14 protein-coding genes and 1 other annotated feature are annotated in these 16,842 nt (G+C 32.8%); all 14 genes read right to left on the bottom strand.

What is annotated here, in order from left to right; genetic code table 11:
• Positions 1–15: 15 nt before the first annotated feature.
• The gene (aroB, locus tag RCG18_RS17140) at positions 16–1,080 is read right to left on the bottom strand and encodes a 3-dehydroquinate synthase (RefSeq protein WP_308037244.1); all 1,065 of its coding nucleotides are present in this window, start codon (positions 1,078–1,080) and stop codon (positions 16–18) included.
• A gap of 29 nt (positions 1,081–1,109) precedes the next feature.
• A complete protein-coding gene (locus RCG18_RS17135) occupies positions 1,110–1,967 on the bottom strand; it encodes a prephenate dehydrogenase (protein ID WP_308037243.1) in 858 nt (285 codons plus the stop codon).
• A 94-nt stretch (positions 1,968–2,061) separates the two neighbouring features.
• Positions 2,062–3,093 carry a 3-deoxy-7-phosphoheptulonate synthase gene (gene aroF / locus RCG18_RS17130; RefSeq protein ID WP_178907873.1) on the bottom strand — a complete coding sequence of 344 codons (1,032 nt, stop codon included), beginning with the start codon at positions 3,091–3,093 and terminating at the stop codon, positions 2,062–2,064.
• Between the two features lie 574 nt (positions 3,094–3,667).
• A complete protein-coding gene (gene ilvN / locus RCG18_RS17125) occupies positions 3,668–4,144 on the bottom strand; it encodes an acetolactate synthase small subunit (RefSeq protein WP_308042053.1) in 477 nt (158 codons plus the stop codon).
• Positions 4,145–4,225: 81 nt separating this feature from the next.
• Positions 4,226–5,839, bottom strand: a complete 1,614-nt coding sequence (gene ilvB, locus RCG18_RS17120) for a biosynthetic-type acetolactate synthase large subunit (protein WP_308037242.1) — start codon at positions 5,837–5,839, stop codon at positions 4,226–4,228.
• Positions 5,840–5,851: 12 nt separating this feature from the next.
• Positions 5,852–6,937 (bottom strand): 3-isopropylmalate dehydrogenase, encoded by a 1,086-nt coding sequence (gene leuB / locus RCG18_RS17115; protein WP_308037241.1) that lies wholly within the window; start codon positions 6,935–6,937, stop codon positions 5,852–5,854.
• A 21-nt stretch (positions 6,938–6,958) separates the two neighbouring features.
• Positions 6,959–7,450, bottom strand: coding sequence for a 3-isopropylmalate dehydratase small subunit (leuD, locus tag RCG18_RS17110; RefSeq protein ID WP_308037240.1), 492 nt, complete (start codon positions 7,448–7,450; stop codon positions 6,959–6,961).
• Positions 7,444–8,712, bottom strand: a complete 1,269-nt coding sequence (gene leuC / locus RCG18_RS17105; protein WP_308037239.1) for a 3-isopropylmalate dehydratase large subunit — start codon at positions 8,710–8,712, stop codon at positions 7,444–7,446. Before leuC ends, leuD begins: the two co-directional genes overlap by 7 nt.
• Positions 8,713–8,944: 232 nt before the next feature.
• A complete protein-coding gene (locus RCG18_RS17100; RefSeq protein WP_308037238.1) occupies positions 8,945–10,507 on the bottom strand; it encodes a 2-isopropylmalate synthase in 1,563 nt (520 codons plus the stop codon).
• 78 nt (positions 10,508–10,585) lie between these two features.
• Positions 10,586–11,587 (bottom strand): ketol-acid reductoisomerase, encoded by a 1,002-nt coding sequence (gene ilvC / locus RCG18_RS17095; RefSeq protein WP_308037237.1) that lies wholly within the window; start codon positions 11,585–11,587, stop codon positions 10,586–10,588.
• Between the two features lie 55 nt (positions 11,588–11,642).
• The gene (locus tag RCG18_RS17090; RefSeq protein WP_308037236.1) at positions 11,643–11,846 is read right to left on the bottom strand and encodes a hypothetical protein; all 204 of its coding nucleotides are present in this window, start codon (positions 11,844–11,846) and stop codon (positions 11,643–11,645) included.
• 163 nt (positions 11,847–12,009) lie between these two features.
• Positions 12,010–12,207, bottom strand: a binding site (T-box leader).
• A gap of 727 nt (positions 12,208–12,934) precedes the next feature.
• On the bottom strand, positions 12,935–14,188 hold the full coding sequence (locus RCG18_RS17085) for an MFS transporter (protein WP_308037235.1): 1,254 nt from the start codon (positions 14,186–14,188) through the stop codon (positions 12,935–12,937).
• A gap of 82 nt (positions 14,189–14,270) precedes the next feature.
• Entirely contained in the window at positions 14,271–15,098 is an 828-nt protein-coding gene (locus tag RCG18_RS17080) for a nitroreductase family protein (RefSeq protein WP_308037234.1), read from the bottom strand.
• A gap of 146 nt (positions 15,099–15,244) precedes the next feature.
• Positions 15,245–16,756, bottom strand: coding sequence for a YfcC family protein (locus RCG18_RS17075; RefSeq protein WP_308037233.1), 1,512 nt, complete (start codon positions 16,754–16,756; stop codon positions 15,245–15,247).
• Between the last annotated feature and the right edge of the window lie 86 nt (positions 16,757–16,842).

The following is a 16,842-nucleotide window of genomic DNA, read 5'->3' as shown; positions in this document are numbered from 1 at the left end:
TTTATAATCAGATTATTAAACTATATATTTTTCAATATCATCCATATTTATATTAATAATTTTACCTTCCCCTACCTTAGCTAATAGTACTAAATTAATAGCATTATCCTCTGCCTTTTTATCATAGTTAATTGCTTCAAATAATTCACTATAGCCTACATCTGGCATTTCAAATGGCAGCTCATATTTTTGTAAAACACCTTTTATATAATCATAAGCACCTTTCTCTGTAATTCCTAATTCTTCACTTTTCTTAGTTATATGAGCCATTCCAATTGCTACTGCTTCTCCATGGGTATAAATCTCATAATTAAAGTACTTTTCTATACAATGACCTAATGTATGGCCGAAATTTAGCAGCATTCTCTCTCCCCTATCTCTTTCATCATTTTCAACTATGTTTTTCTTTATGGAGCAGCATTTATATATTATCTCTTCTATATTTTTTAGAATTTCTTCTTTATTATCATACTTTAAAACCGTATCTGAAATGCTCCTATCCCTTATTAACCCATATTTTATAATTTCTGACATGCCATCGTTAAAAAATTTTTTATCTAAGGTCTGTAATACCTCAGAATCTATAAAAACTGCCTCAGGATGATAGAAACTTCCTACTAAATTTTTCCCATAGGGTAAATCTACTGCTACCTTTCCACCTATACTGCTGTCCACTTGAGCTAAAAGGGATGTTGGAATTTGAACATATTTTATTCCTCTTAAGTAAGTAGCTGCTGCAAAGCCTGCCAAATCTCCAACTACTCCTCCTCCTAGTGATATTATTAAATCTCCTCTTTTTAATCCATAATCACAGAACTTTTCATATACTTCCTGCAGCATACTAAGGGTTTTACTCTGTTCTCCCGGTTTAATGGATATATATTTTATGTTAAATCCACTTTTTTCAAGGGATATGCAAACTCTTTCTAAATAAAACTTTTCTACATTCCAGTCTGTTATAAGTACTATATTTTTACCCGTATAAAGTTCTGCTATATGTTCACCAATAGTATTTAATATTCCTTTTTCTATGTGTATTTTATATTTTTTGTGCTTAAGCTCAATGTCTATTATACTCATTCAATCACTTCCATATATTTTATTATCTTTTATATCAATTCTTTTCTTTTCAAGGATACTTGCTTAAAAATATGATCTAGTTTATCAACATCTCTACACTTTATTGCGTCCTTCAATTTGCTTATACTTTCCTCAAAACGTTCTATCTCAGATATTAGCTTCTCTGAGTTCATGGTAAATAACTCTGACCATAACATAGGATTTATAACAGCAACTCTAGTAGCATCTCTAAAACTCCCACCGGTATATAACCCAATATCATTTTCCTCTATACATGCATCAATAAGCGAAACTGCTATGACATGCGGAAGCTGGCTAGTGAAAGATATTATTCTATCATGTTCCTCAGGATTTATATATATTACATTTTTAAAACCTATACTTTTAGCCATCTTTTCTATAATGTCAATATTACACTTATTATTTTTTCCCGTTGGAGTTATGATATAGTTAGCTCCCTTAAAAATCTCTTTAGAAGCTAACTTAATACCTCCAGACTCTTTTCCTGCCATTGGGTGTCCACCAATGAACTCCATATTATCTGGTAAAATGGAATTTATTTTATCAACTATGCTTTCTTTTACTCCAGAAGTGTCTGTTATTAAAACTCCTTCTTTAAAGTTATGCAAATTATCCTTTATGAACTCTACTGTATCCTGAGGATAAAGAGCTATAATAATTAAATCTACATTCTTTAAAAAGATATCTCCATTTTTGTAGGCCTTATCTATAATCCTCATATCTAAAGCTTTTTTCAAAGTTTCTTCATTTTTATCTACTCCATATATACATTCGGGCGCCAAGTCTTTAAGTGCCATAGCATAAGATGCTCCTATAAGACCTAAGCCTACAATTGCTATATTAAGTTTAAAGCCAGATTCATCCATTATATCTTCCCCTTTTATTTGAAAAGTTTTTTGCAAACTATATTAAGAACTCTAAAGTATTCTTTTTGACAACTAAAGCTCTAATAATTAAAGCCTAAAAATTTATTGTTTCATAAATCTCTCTCGACCCTAACTGCGCTAATGCATCTATATCTTCCATAAGTCTGTGAAATTTATCCGGTTTTATAGATTGTTGTCCATCACACTTTGCGTTAGCAGGATCATTATGAACTTCAATGATAAGCCCGTCTGCACCTACTGCAATTGCTGCTTTAGATAAAGGTTCTACCATCCACCATAAACCTGCAGCATGGCTCGGATCCACTATTACTGGAAGGTGACTTAACTTCTTTATAGCTGGTATAGCACTTAAATCCAACGTGTTTCTTGTGTAATTCTCAAAGGTTCTTATGCCTCTTTCACAAAGTATTACATTTTCATTTCCCTCTGACATTATATATTCTGCCGACATTAAAAGCTCTTCTATGGTCGCTGAAAGACCTCTTTTTAAAAGTATTGGTTTTCTAGTTTTTCCAAGCTCTTTTAAAAGCTCAAAGTTTTGCATATTTCTTGCTCCAACTTGTATTACATCCACATCTTCAACAAATTTATCTATCATATCTGCAGTCATTATCTCAGTTACTATTGGAAGTCCTGTTTCTTTTCTTGCTAATTTTAAAAGCTCCAACCCGTGAGTTTTAAGTCCTTGGAAACTGTATGGTGAAGTTCTTGGTTTAAAAGCGCCTCCACGTAAGAATCCTGCCCCGCTTTTCTTTACTAGCCTTGCTATTTCTACTATCTGTTCCTCACTTTCTACAGAACAAGGACCTGCCATAATGGCAATTTTATTTCCACCAATTTTTTCACCCTTAACATCAATTACTGTATTATCAGGGTGAAATAATCTATTTGCTAATTTGTAAGGCTGTTGAACCTTAAGAATCTTTTCTACATATTCATTTGCACCTATTTTGCTTTCATCAATTTTTGTAGTGTCCCCAATTAATCCAAGAATACAGTAATTCTCTCCTTGTGATAAGTTCACTTCAAATCCCTCTCTTTCTAATTTTTGCTTTTGTATTAAAATCTCTTCCTTTGGTGTGTGTGGTTTCATAATTATTATCATGATAAATGCCCCCTAAAAATTTTTTTATTTGTAAAAAAGTATAAAAAAATAAGGCTCATAATGAGCCTTATCTATAAACTAAATCAAATATATCTAAATTAAGTACATCGCAGTGCGCTATTAGAAATATACCTGTATTTATTAAACTCATTAGAAATAGGAATATATATTTTTTTGAACCAAAAATAGCCAGCGCTAAAATAATAAAAGCTCCAGCTAAAAAAGTAAAAATAAAATTTTTGGCTTATTCCCTTTCTAATGATATTTTCCATAATGTTATCCTCCAAATCAATATTTAATCAATAATATATAATAAAAATTCATAACCAATATTTGAATATGCAAACTAATTTTTCATTTAAACCTATTATAACAACTTTATTATTTATGTCAATCAATAAAATTATGCACGTTTTTTATGCAAATTCCCTTAATATCAACTCTTATATTAATTTTCACAAAATAATGAATTAAAAATATTTTTTATTCATTATTTTGCAAAACTACCGTCATTCTTATATGTTGCATAATTTTGCACTGCATATTATCAATCAAACTAGTTAACAAATTTCACTTATCCTCTTTCTAATGCAGTAAGGCCTGTTCTAACTATTTCTTTTATTCCATGGGGTTTCATCATATCAATAAACGCAGATATTTTTTCTTCATCACCAGTAATTTCAATAGTCATACTTTTAATATCTATATCTACAATATTGCCTCTAAAAATATTAACAGTTTCCGTGATTATTGATTGGTTAGCTTGATTCATAGCAACCTTCACAAGTGCTAATTCCCTATAAACAGCGCCTACAGAATCTAAGCTTATTATTTTTATAACATCTATAAGCTTGTTTAATTGTTTACTTATTTGTTCCAGCATATGTTCACAACCAGCGACTACAATAGTCATTCGAGATACATTAGGATCCTCTGTAACACCTACAGTTAGACTGTGAATATTATAACCTCTCCTACTAAATAATCCGGATATTTTACTTAATACTCCTGAGTGATTCTCCACTAATACAGATAAAACATATTTATTAATAACCTTCACCCCCTCTTTTATTCAATAAATTATCTTAAATACAGCATTTGAAAAACAACAAATTAAAAATGTTTAATACTCTTAAAAGGTACTTTCGCTAGAATCAACAATACATTCTATTATAAATGTGTTATTGGAATTTACAGCTTCCCTAAAGGCTTCCTTGAATTCTCCATTTCTAATAATTCTTTTACCTTTTAATCCATAAGCTTCTGCTATTTTAATAAAGTCTGTTTGACACTTAAAATTTACACCACTATACCTTCCAACGCCATAGATATTTTTTTGAATTTCTCTAACCATTCCTAGCACTGAATTATTAAATAAGAGTATTATTATGTTTACATTATTATCAACTATTGTACCAAGTTCAGCCATACTCATTTGAAAACCACCATCTCCGACAACAGCAATAACTGTCTTACTAGGATTTGCTATTTTAGCTCCCACTGCAGCAGGCAGAGAATATCCCATAGTACCAAGTCCTCCTGAAGTAAAGAAACTTCTTGAATTCTTTATTTGAAAATTTCTTGCACTCCAGATCTGATTTTGTCCAACATCTGCAGTAATAATTGCATTTTTTTCTAACATTTGAGACAATGTGTTCAGTACATACTTAGGACTTACCTTCGAATTCAGCTTAATAGGCTCTTCTACTTCCTTCTTCCATGCTGCAATTTGATCAAGCCACTCTTTTGCGTCAACTTCATCAACTTCCTTTACCAATTCTTCTAAAACCTGCTTAGAATCTCCTACTACTGGAATATTGGGTCCTAAAATTTTTCCTATTTCCGCTGGGTCAATATCAATATGAATAACATAAGCATCTCTTGCAAAGTCTGAACCTGCAATAGCTCTATCTGCAGCCCTAGTTCCTATAAGTATTAGAAGGTCCGCCTCTGATATAGATCTATTAGCATAGGAAAACCCATGAGATCCTATTAACCCTACATAATATAGATTATCTTCATTAATACTACCTTTTCCCATCAATGTATGAACAACTGGTATTTTTGACTTATGAGCAAACTCCTTTAATTCCTTCTCTGCTCCACTGGAAATAATACCTCCTCCTACACATATAAGAGGCTTTTTGCTTTCCATAATCTTTTCTGCTGCTCTTTTTATCTGTCCTTTATGTCCTTCAAATTTAGGTTTATATCCTCGAATATTTACTCCCTTTGGGTAAAAAAATTCTATATCTTCACACTGAATATCAACTGGTATATCTATTAATACTGGTCCTTGCCTTCCTGTAGAAGCTATATAAAAGGCTTCTTTCATAATTCTAGGAACATCTTCAGCAGATTTGACTAAGTAGTTATGTTTTGTAAAAGACTCCGTTGCTCCTGTAATATCAGCTTCTTGAAAAACATCCTTACCAATGAGATTTGATTTAACCTGACCTGTTATGATTACCAAAGGAATAGAATCCATATATGCAGTAGCTATCGCCGTAATCAAATTTGTCGCCCCAGGACCTGATGTAACAATACAAACCCCTACCGTTTTTTTAGCTCTCGCAAAGCCACTTGCACTATGACCGGCTGCTTGTTCCTGTCTAACTAATATGTGTTTAATGTCTGACTTTCTTAAAGCTTCATATATGGGAACAACTGTAGCTCCAGGATATCCGAATACCGTATCTACGTTTTCTTCATGCAAACACTGTATAATTGCCTCAGCAACTTTCATGTTACTTCCCCCTTATCTTACACAATATAGTTTTAATACTTCCTCTGCAATAAGATCTCCCATTTGTTCTGTTCCCACTATTTTCATCCCCTGCTCCATAATATCGCCAGTACGGTATCCTTTATCCATAATTCTTGATACAGCAGCTTCTACATCGTTAGCTGCACTTTCCATATTAAAACTGTATCGAAGCATCATAGCTGTGCTCATTATTGTTCCAATAGGATTTGCTTTATCCTGTCCTGCAATATCTGGTGCAGATCCATGAATTGGCTCATAAAGACCTATACTGCCTTCTCCTACACTAGCTGAAGGAAGCATCCCTAGTGATCCAGTTAGCATAGAAGCCTCATCACTTAAAATATCTCCAAACATATTTTCTGTAAGTATTACATCAAATTGCTTAGGGTTTTTAATCAGCTGCATAGCAGCGTTATCAACATACATGTAATTTAATTCTATATCCTTATAATCTTCACTTATCTTTGTCACTACTTCTCTCCAAAGTCTTGAGGTTTCTAACACATTCGCCTTATCTATTAAAGTAAGTTTTTTATCTCTTTTTCTGGCAACCTCAAAGGCTTTTTTTGCAATTCTCTCTATATCTCTAGTACAATAGTCAATTGTGTCATAAGCTCTTTGTCCACCATCAATATCTATTCTCTTCTTTTCCCCAAAATAAGCTCCACCAATTAGCTCTCTAACTATCATAATATCCAATCCATCACCTAGAACTTCGTCCTTTAAAGTAGATGCTGATTTCAATTGTGGAAATAAAATAGCTGGTCTTAAGTTCGCAAACACTCCTAGCTCTTTTCTTAATGATAACAGTCCTTTTTCTGGTCTTAAGTTTCCAGGATAATCATCCCACTTAGGTCCACCTACTGCTCCTAAAAGAACTGCCTCACTATTCTTACACTTATGTATAGTTTCTTCCGGTATTGGATTTCCTGTTGCATCTATAGCGGCACCACCAAGTAATGCTTCATTAAACTCAAAATTACATTTATATTTACTTTCAATCTTCTTTAATACTTTAACAGCTTGATTTATTACCTCTTTTCCTATTCCATCTCCTGGTATAATCGTTATTTTCATATCACATTCACCTCTATCTAGTTAGTTATTACTTTCTACTTTAATATAATTTATAAGTCCCTCTGACTTTATAATCTTCTCCATAAACTCTGGGAAAGCTGCTGCCTTATAGGCTTTATTTTTAGTAACATTGGTAATAATTCCAGTTTTAAAGTCTATATTTACTTCATCGCCTTCTTCAATATCTTTGGCCGCTTCAGCACATTCAACTATAGGTAGTCCTATGTTTATTGAATTCCTATAAAATATTCTTGCAAAAGTCTCAGCTATAACACATTTAATTCCAGCAGCCTTTATAGCAATAGGAGCATGTTCTCTTGAAGAACCACATCCAAAGTTTTTTCCACCTATTATAATGTTTGAACATTTTGCTTTAGTTGAAAAACCCTTATCCAAATCTTCCATACAGTGAGATGCTAACTCTAAAGCATCACTGGTGTTTAAATATCTAGCTGGAATAATAACATCTGTGTCTACATTATCACCATATTTTATTACTTTTCCCTTTACCATTTTGCTACCTCCTCTGGTGATGAAATTTTACCTGTAATTGCTGATGCCGCTGCTACTGCAGGACTTGCTAAGTAAACTTCGCTTTCTGGATGTCCCATTCTTCCTACAAAATTTCTATTTGTAGTTGCTATGCATCTTTCTCCTTTTGCTAGTATTCCCATATGTCCTCCAAGACAAGGTCCACAAGTTGGCGTGCTTACCACTGCACCTGCTTCTATGAATGTTTCAATTAGACCTTCTCTTAAGGCTTGAAGATAAATTTTTTGAGTAGCTGGAAATACAATAGTTCTTACCTTTTGATTTACTTTTTTATCTCTTAAAACTTTTGCAGCTGCTCTTAAATCCTCTATTCTCCCGTTAGTACAAGAACCTATGACAACTTGATCTATAGTTACCTCTCCCACCTCATCGATAGTTCTAGTATTCTCAGGAAGATGCGGAAAAGCCACTGTTGGGCGAATAGCAGACAAGTCTATTTCTATAACTCTTGTATATTCAGCATCATCGTCTGCCCTATAAATCACATAATTTCTATCAGAGTGCTCTTTCACATATTCTATAGTTCTTTCATCTACTTCAAAAATTCCATTTTTAGCTCCTGCCTCAATAGCCATGTTTGTCATAGCAAAACGATCATCCATAGATAAGCTTTTAACCCCATCTCCTGTATATTCCATTGATTGATAAAGTGCCCCATCTACACCAATCATACCAATAATGTTCAGTATTACGTCCTTTCCACTTACCCAAGGCGACAAACTTCCTTTAAGTACAAATTTTATAGCTTCCGGAACTTTAAACCAAGCTTCCCCTGTAGCCATACCAGCTCCCATATCTGTACTTCCCACACCTGTTGAAAAAGCTCCTAGAGCTCCATAGGTACAGGTATGTGAATCTGCTCCAATTATTACATCGCCGCAAACAGCTAGGCCTTTTTCTGGTATTAATGCATGTTCAATTCCCATTTGTCCGATTTCAAAATAATTTTTGATTCCCTTATCGTAAGCAAATTCCCTCACACATTTACACTGCTCTGCAGATTTTATATCTTTATTTGGAGTAAAGTGATCAGGTACAATAGCTATTTTTTCTTTATGGAAAACCTCATTAACTCCAATTTTATTAAATTCCTTAATGGCTACAGGAGTCGTTATGTCATTTCCAAGTACTAAATCCAATTTTACTTTAATTAGCTGTCCATCCTTTACACTTTCTAAACCTGCATGAGCAGCTAAAATCTTTTGTGTCATTGTCATCCCCATATTCATTCCTCCAATACTTTTTATATGTCTAGAAATTAAATATATAAATTAGTTATTTAGTTTATTTAAATAAACAAAGCTTTAATGTTCTTTTCTAGTACTTTACACATTTGATTTTCAAATCAAGCAATATTTTAAATTATATTTAATTGTATTTATTAACCTATTCACAGTCGTAGTTATCCGTTATTTTCATTTCTTTTTAATACTTGATTGAAAATCTATTCTATTATTAAGCTTCGACGATTGTTTTATCAATATGCGAAGCAGAATTCTCTTCTTGAAATAAGTAGTAGTACATTTTATTAATAGCATTTATAAAAGCTTTGGCACTAGCCTCTACTACATCTGTACTTACTCCACTGGCTGAAAATATTTTATTGTCTTTCTCAATTTTTACAGTAACTTCTCCTAATGCATCTTTTCCACTGCCTATTGCCTTTAGGAAATAATCTTTTAGCTTAACATTTATTCCTACAGCTTTTTCAATTGCTTTGAAGGTTGCATCCACTGGACCATCACCACAGGAAGCCTCATCAATTGAATTGCCATCATAACGTATTTTTACAGTAGAAGTAGCAACCATATTGTTTCCACTTGAGACTTGAAAATGTTCAAGTTTATAATTTTCAGGAACCTGAAATACCTCTTGTTTTATTAGTGCTTCTATATCCTCATCTGAAATAGATTTCTTTTTGTCCGCTAAATCCTTAAACTTTAAGAATGCCTCATTAACCTTATTGGAATCCAAGTTATCATAGCCTATTTCCTTTAATCGTTGTTCAAAAGCATGTCTTCCAGAATGCTTTCCAAGTACTATAAGGTTTTTCTTTAAGCCAACAGACTCAGGAGTCATTATTTCATAAGTTTCTCTGCAATTTAGAACTCCATGCTGATGAATACCGGATTCATGAGCAAAGGCGTTTGCACCAACAATAGCCTTGTTATTTTGGATCTGCACTCCTGTTAAGTGACTTACTAGATTACTGGTTTTTGTTAAATGCTCAGTCACTATACCTGTATGGCACTTAAAATAATTGGATCTGGTTTTAATGGACATTACTATTTCTTCTAAAGCAGCATTGCCAGCCCTCTCACCAAGTCCATTTACTGCACACTCTACCTGCTGAGCTCCATTCTTGATAGCCGCAAGTGAGTTTGCAACTGCTAATCCCAAATCGTTATGACAATGAACACTTATGACGGCCTTATGGATATTAGGAACATTCTCTCTAATTCCTCTAATAAATGCTCCAAACTCTCCTGGTGTTGTATATCCAACGGTGTCAGGTATATTTACTACATCTGCACCAGCATCAACTACCGCTTCCAATACCTTATATAAAAATTCCGGACGGGTCCTCGTTCCATCTTCTGGTGAAAACTCAACATTTGGACAAAATCTTTTAGCATATTTTACCATACTACGCGCTCTTTCCAAAACTTCTTCCGGTTTCATATTCAACTTATGCTGCATATGAATATCTGATGTTGCAATAAATGTGTGGATTCTAGGGTTCTCTGCATATTTTAGAGCCTCCCATGCATTATCTATATCTTGTTTAGAGGTCCTAGCAAGTCCTGTAATAGTAGAACCTTTTATGTTTTTTGCAATAGCTTTAACAGCTTCAAAATCTCCTTTAGATGCAAATGGAAATCCTGCTTCAATTATATCTACTCCAAGTATTTGGAGCTGCCTTGCAATTTCTAATTTTTCATGTATATTTAAACTCACTCCTGGAGTTTGTTCTCCATCTCTTAATGTAGTATCAAAAATATATATTTTTCTTGTCATTAAATCCACTTCCCCTGCTCATATTTTTGTTTTAGCATTAAGAGATGCAATAACTAAGCATCTCTTAATGTCCTATTTCTACTCTTTTCTTTTAACCCAAGGCATCATTTTTCGGAGTTCTTTACCAACAACCTCTATTTGTTCTTCTTTCTCCTGCTTTCTAACTGCATTAAAGTATGGACGGTTTACCTGATTCTCAAGCAGCCAGTTTCTAGCAAAAGTTCCATCTTGTATTTCAGCTAAAATATTTTTCATCCCTTCGTGACTTTCATCTGTTATAACTCTCTTTCCGCTAACGTAGTCACCGTATTCTGCAGTATCACTAATTGAATATCTCATGTAGCTAAGTCCGCCTTCGTTTATAAGATCAACTATTAGCTTTAGTTCGTGTAAACATTCGAAATATGCACTTTCTGGTTGGTAACCTGCATCCACTAAGGTTTTAAATCCTGCTTTTATTAGTTCAGTAACTCCCCCGCATAATACTGCTTGCTCCCCAAAAAGATCTGTTTCTGTTTCTTCTTTAAAAGTAGTTTCAAGTACTCCTGCTCTAGCACCACCAATTCCCTTAGCATAAGCTAGTGCATGCTCTTTGGCCATTCCACTATAATCTTGATGAATAGCTATTAGACAAGGTACTCCTTTTCCTTCAACATACTGACTTCTTACAGTATGTCCTGGTCCTTTTGGAGCTACCATAAATACATCTACATTTTCAGGAGGAATAATTTGGCCGTAGTGAATGTTAAACCCATGAGCAAATATCAAAGCCTTTCCTTCTGTCAAATTTGGTTCAATATTTTCTTTGTAGAGCTTAGTTTGTTTTTCATCTGGTATAAGTATCATGATAAAATCTGCTTCTTTTGCTGCTTCCTCAGCTTCTAAAACCTTTAGTCCTGCTGCTCCTTCAGCAATTTCCCAAGACTTACTGCCATTGTAAAGACCTACGCAAACATCTACTCCACTTTCTTTTAAATTTAACGCATGTGCGTGCCCCTGACTTCCATAGCCTATAATAGCTACCTTTTTTCCTTCTAGTAGATTTAAATTTGCATCCTTGTCGTAATACATATTTGCCATTTTGTTTCCCCCTAAAATTCTAATTTCTTTAGTTTTTTTATATAATTGCCTTAAATTAAAACATCATAAAGGCTGTACAGTAATCACATTCAGCATCATCACCTTGTGATTTTGAACTTCTTAAATATTCATAATACGCCTTACCTGCTTCATAAATTTGTGAAGCTGCTTCTGGTGACATACTATCCTTTGAAGTATTATGCGGTTCATTAAATTGTTTAAGGTCCTTTGAATATTTTTTACTTGTAAACATTGACATTGTGTTTGCCCCCTTTTAATTACATAACTTTAATTATTTTACATAACATGTGTATAAAATATATTTAAAGTTTCCACTGGCCAGATGAAAAACTATTAAACTTCAATGTGTTTGTCTGAATAAATTTATTATAGGGTAAATAAAAAGACAGACTCTTCCCATATAATGGGGCGAAAGTCTGTCCGCGGTACCACCCAGATTTTTTACTTCATTCGATTAACGGTTTATACCGGCTCAGCTTACTATTAGTTCAGCCTGCAGCTACAGGATGAGTTTCAATATGTGTACTTATGGGTTTTCACCAGTCCCCACTCTCTTTAAAATACTTAACATATCTACTTATTCCTGTCATTGCTTTTTTTATATTTACTTGTATAGATTTAAATATATTATTAAATCAGCATTTTATTCATAGATTTTATATTTTTATTACATGATATTCTAAATTAAATCAGCAATTTTTTTAAATTTGAGTATATAAAAGACAGACCTTGCCCATGCCTATCATGGGGCGAAGATCTGCCGCGTTACCACCCAAATTTCTTACTTCATTTAAATAACGGCTTACACCGGCTCAGCTTACTATTAGTTCAGCCTGCAGCTACAGGGGGAGTTTCAATATGTATACTTAGGGTTTCCACCATTCCCCATTCTCTTTGAAGCATTAAACATATTTACTTAATCCTGTCATCGCTTTTGATATATTGTTTATAAATTTACTATGTTTTTAACAACTTGTCAATATACTTTTTTTATTTTTTTAAATTGTTATTTGTTTTTCTGAATTTTCATTTTTATCATTCTAGCATCACAAATTTTACCTGTCAACACAAAATTAATTATCCGTAATATTAAAAATATTTAGTTATGAGCATGATTCCAATTATTTATTAGATGAATAATTAAACTTTTCTGTCATGGTATTTTTTAATTTTATCTTTTATGTTCATATTAACATTTTTCTTTCAGATTATGAATTATAAATATCTAACTTTGATAATTGATTTAATCATAGGTATTCATAGGTGTACCTCTGAATGCCGCTGATAAGTCAAACATTCTGGTTGGATATTTAAAAATTGTACTATTTATTCTCTACTGTATTTATGCAATTTCTGATATTCTTTTTTTCTATTTTCAACTATATAAAGCACATAGAATAACACGGATGCTGAAATAGCTAAAGTAAATGCTACAGGCCATGCATCTATGACTCTTCTATTTTTTATATACATTCCCATAATAGCTGGTCCGACTGCAAAGCCTGCACCAGTTATAAGAGGTATAACTGCATTAAATCTTCCTCTATGCGACATAGGTGTATGATTTGCAATATATACTCCAGAATTGGTAGTATGAATTATTTCACCTAAGGTCCATATTACTGTTGACAATATAAACATAGGGTAACTCTCAATAAAATACATCATTCCAAAGCCCAAACCATAAAATATTCCTGCTCCAGCTACATTCTGTATTGCTGAAAATTTTCTAGTTAACCTAGTTATAACTGTGGTAAAAAGTATTACAGTTAGTCCATTTGTAGCCATAATCTTTCCATATAAAACTGAACTATTGCTCTTAAATATTTCTTCTACCTGAAGTGGTATGCAGAAGGGATATTGAGCATAAACAAAACTATATATCATAGATAACGCAGCAAAAGATAAAAGTAGTGGTCTTTTAAACAATGCCCTTATAAGATTACTTTCCTCTACCTTTTCGTTTTCATTTATGATTTGCTTTTCTGCTTCCCTATCAGGTTTTGTCTCTTTTACAAAGGTATATACTATGATTATTGATGTAAAAACCGCTATACTATTCCCAATAAAGAGCATCTTAAGATAATGGCTGAATAAAAAACCTGCTATCATAGGACCTATAGAAAATCCTAAGTTATTCCCAAGATATAGAAGAGAGTATGCACTGCTTCTGTTTTTAGTATTTGTTAAATCTGCAATCATAGCTCCATAAGAAGGTTGTGCTATGGAATTAAAAAAGGATGAGATAATTAATAAATATGGTACAATAATAGATTTTTCAAGAAATGCACAAGGTATATAACATAATGCAGCTAATCCCTGAAAAGTGACTAATACATTTCTTCTTCCAAAAGTATCTGAAATTTTACCGCCAATAAGTGAACCAGGAACTGTGCAAATTGCATTTGTCATTATGAATATTCCAATTACATCTTTGCTTAATCCTATCTTGTCCGAAAGAAACATAGTAAGAAAAGGTGCTACAAAAGCACCTAATGAATTTATAATTTTAACTACAAAAAGTACATATATACTAAAAGGTAATCCTTTATAAATTTTAAAAATGTCTTTAATATTCATTTATTCCCCCAAATTTTTTAATATAGGACTTAGAAATCGAAAGTTAAGTAATCCTATAAAAATATATAAAATTTATTTTTATTTAACTAACAGTGTAAGTGATTATATATTCTGTATTCTCAGCAGTAGTCAAATTTGGATTGTCATCATTCCATTTTCCTAAAAACCCAAGTTCATTTAATGTAGATTCAAAGTGACACATTGCTATGCCTATGTCTAATCTTTGTATATCAAAATTTAATGCCTTTCCATATCCATTATTTCTAGCTATGAAGAAATGAAAGCTATTTCCGTTCTTAACTATTCTCCAAGGCTGCTTGTTTGAGGCTGAAGGCGCTATTCTAACCATCTCAAAGGCCTCTTCAAATTTTCCAATGTCCTCTCTTTTAGCAACTTTATCAAAACTTTTATCGAAAAACAGTTCATTCCAATCTTTTCTATTTTTAGAACCAGCAACAACTACCATTAAAGAGTCCAGTAAGCTTCTATTTTCTTTAGCATACCCTATAGGAGTTATTACAGGAATAAATTCTTTTTCTTTTAGTTCCATTGCCTTTCCAAATTCTCCTCTTTTAAAGGTTCCTCCAAGCCAGCAAGTTCCTAAACCTAATGTTGTTGCATATAATATTATTTTTTCAAAAACATATCCTAGATTTTCTTCATATCTGTTTCCCTTCTCTACTGCTGAGAATATAAAAGTTTTTGCTCCTTTAATAACTCCATAAGTTCCTAGTTTCACATCTGGACTTGTATTGTCCATATCAATTATTTTTAATCTTACTTTAGTATTGAACGGTGCTTTTACATTCTCTATATAATTTATTAGCTTTTGTCTCAGTTCTTGCGAAATTGGCTCTTCTTTATAAGTTCGCATTGATTTCCTTTTTATTGCTGCTTCTCTTATATCCACTAAACGTTTCCTCCTTCAATATAATAAAATACAGACTTCCATTATATTATACCAAGGACTTACCAAATATAGTATTATTCTTATAATAAATAAGAAGCTGCATCAAAATAATTTTTTAAATCATTCTGATACAGCCCTCTAAATTCTTATTTAAATGCTACTTGAATTAATAGCATTATCCCCGCAAATGCTGCAGTATATCCCATTAATGGCATAATGAATTTTAACCATTTGTCATAAGTTACATCAACAAGTGCTAAGGTAGCTAGTATAAGTCCTGTTGGAGTTATAAATGCTATTAAGCCTTGTCCATATTGATATGCGCTTACTATTACATCTCTTGGTAATCCAACAGCATCTGCTAATGGAGCCATAATTGGCATTGATAGTACTGCAAGCCCTGATGATGATGGAATAAAGAAGCCAAGAATTATAAATAATAAAAGCATTACAAGTATGAATATATATGGATTCATTCCTTGAACTGCATTTGATGAAAAATGCAGTATGGAATCAGATATTAGCCCATTTTCCATAACTAAATTAATAGCTCTTGCTACTCCAACAACCAATGCAACACTAATTAAATCAGCAGCACCAGCAACAAACTTATTAACAAACTCTTTTTCACCCATTCCTGAAATGACACCTAATGCTATTCCTACAACAAGAAATAATGTAGTCATTTCAGTAAACCACCATTCTTTAGTAGAAACTCCCCAAATCATTACAGCAAAGGCCGATCCAAATACTAAAAGCATTAATTTACGTCTGAAAGTAAACTCTGGAATAACCTTCTGCTTATGGCTCTTTAGAAACTTTTCTTCAATTTCTTCTTTTTGATCATATATAAATGATTTAGTTGGATCTTTCTTGATTTTTTTACCATACTTAACTATATAAATAATAGTAAATATTGTCGCAATGATTAAACCCGCTGTCCTCATGCCTAATCCTGCAGTAAATGTTGTTCCAGCAGCATTAGAAGCAATTACTGAGGAGAATGGGTTTACCGTTGAAAACATTGTACCAATTGATGATCCCATATAAAGTGCAGCTATACAGACAAGTGCATCATATCCAGCTGCCATGAATACGGGAACAAGTATTGGATACAAAGCAATTGTTTCCTCTGCTAATCCGAAAGTCGTTCCACCTAATGAAATTAGCACTGTAATAATAACAATTAATAAAAATTCTTTTCCTTTAGTAGCACGTGAAAGACTATCAATACCAGCATCAAAAGCACCACTATTATTTAGTACCCCAATACATCCTCCAATTATAAGTAAGAACGCAATAATATCAATAGTCTCCTGTATACCTTTTACTGGAGCTTGTATCACATCAAGAGGACCTTGAGGATTTTGTTTTACTTTCTCATATGTACCTGGAATTGCTACCGGTTTACTAATACTTCCATCAACGAATCTTTGTATATCAACCTTGACCCCAAGCTTATTAAGTGTTTCTTGTGTAGGTTTTGCCTCTTCTACAGATCCGTCTGGCTTGGTTACTGTGAAAACCTTTTTATCAGATTCATACTTTAATTTCGCATAGGAACCTGCTGGAACTATATAAGTAAGAGCAGCTGCAAAAATTAAAACTATAAATAACACAGTAAACGCAGTTGGAAAACTTCTTTTCTTTTTGTTCACTTTTTATCACTCCTTAGTAGTCATTGTATTAAATTATACAAATTTATCTTACATTTTTCAACCATTTTTGAAAAAATTACTAAATT

This window comes from Clostridium sp. OS1-26 (assembly GCF_030915445.1).
Classification (GTDB): domain Bacteria; phylum Bacillota; class Clostridia; order Clostridiales; family Clostridiaceae; genus Clostridium_AM.
This window is presented reverse-complemented; position numbering and strand designations above follow the sequence as displayed.

Excerpts from the sequence above, each read along its gene's own strand:
- aroB (WP_308037244.1), bottom strand. The coding sequence starts at position 1,080 with ATGAGTATAATAGACATTGAGCTTAAGCACAAAAAATATAAAATACAC.
- RCG18_RS17135 (WP_308037243.1), bottom strand. The coding sequence starts at position 1,967 with ATGGATGAATCTGGCTTTAAACTTAATATAGCAATTGTAGGCTTAGGT.
- aroF (WP_178907873.1), bottom strand. The coding sequence starts at position 3,093 with ATGATAATAATTATGAAACCACACACACCAAAGGAAGAGATTTTAATA.
- ilvB (WP_308037242.1), bottom strand. The coding sequence starts at position 5,839 with ATGAAAGTTGCTGAGGCAATTATACAGTGTTTGCATGAAGAAAACGTA.
- leuB (WP_308037241.1), bottom strand. The coding sequence starts at position 6,937 with ATGAAAATAACGATTATACCAGGAGATGGAATAGGAAAAGAGGTAATA.
- leuD (WP_308037240.1), bottom strand. The coding sequence starts at position 7,450 with ATGGTAAAGGGAAAAGTAATAAAATATGGTGATAATGTAGACACAGAT.
- leuC (WP_308037239.1), bottom strand. The coding sequence starts at position 8,712 with ATGGGGATGACAATGACACAAAAGATTTTAGCTGCTCATGCAGGTTTA.
- RCG18_RS17100 (WP_308037238.1), bottom strand. The coding sequence starts at position 10,507 with ATGACAAGAAAAATATATATTTTTGATACTACATTAAGAGATGGAGAA.
- ilvC (WP_308037237.1), bottom strand. The coding sequence starts at position 11,587 with ATGGCAAATATGTATTACGACAAGGATGCAAATTTAAATCTACTAGAA.
- RCG18_RS17090 (WP_308037236.1), bottom strand. The coding sequence starts at position 11,846 with ATGTCAATGTTTACAAGTAAAAAATATTCAAAGGACCTTAAACAATTT.
- RCG18_RS17085 (WP_308037235.1), bottom strand. The coding sequence starts at position 14,188 with ATGAATATTAAAGACATTTTTAAAATTTATAAAGGATTACCTTTTAGT.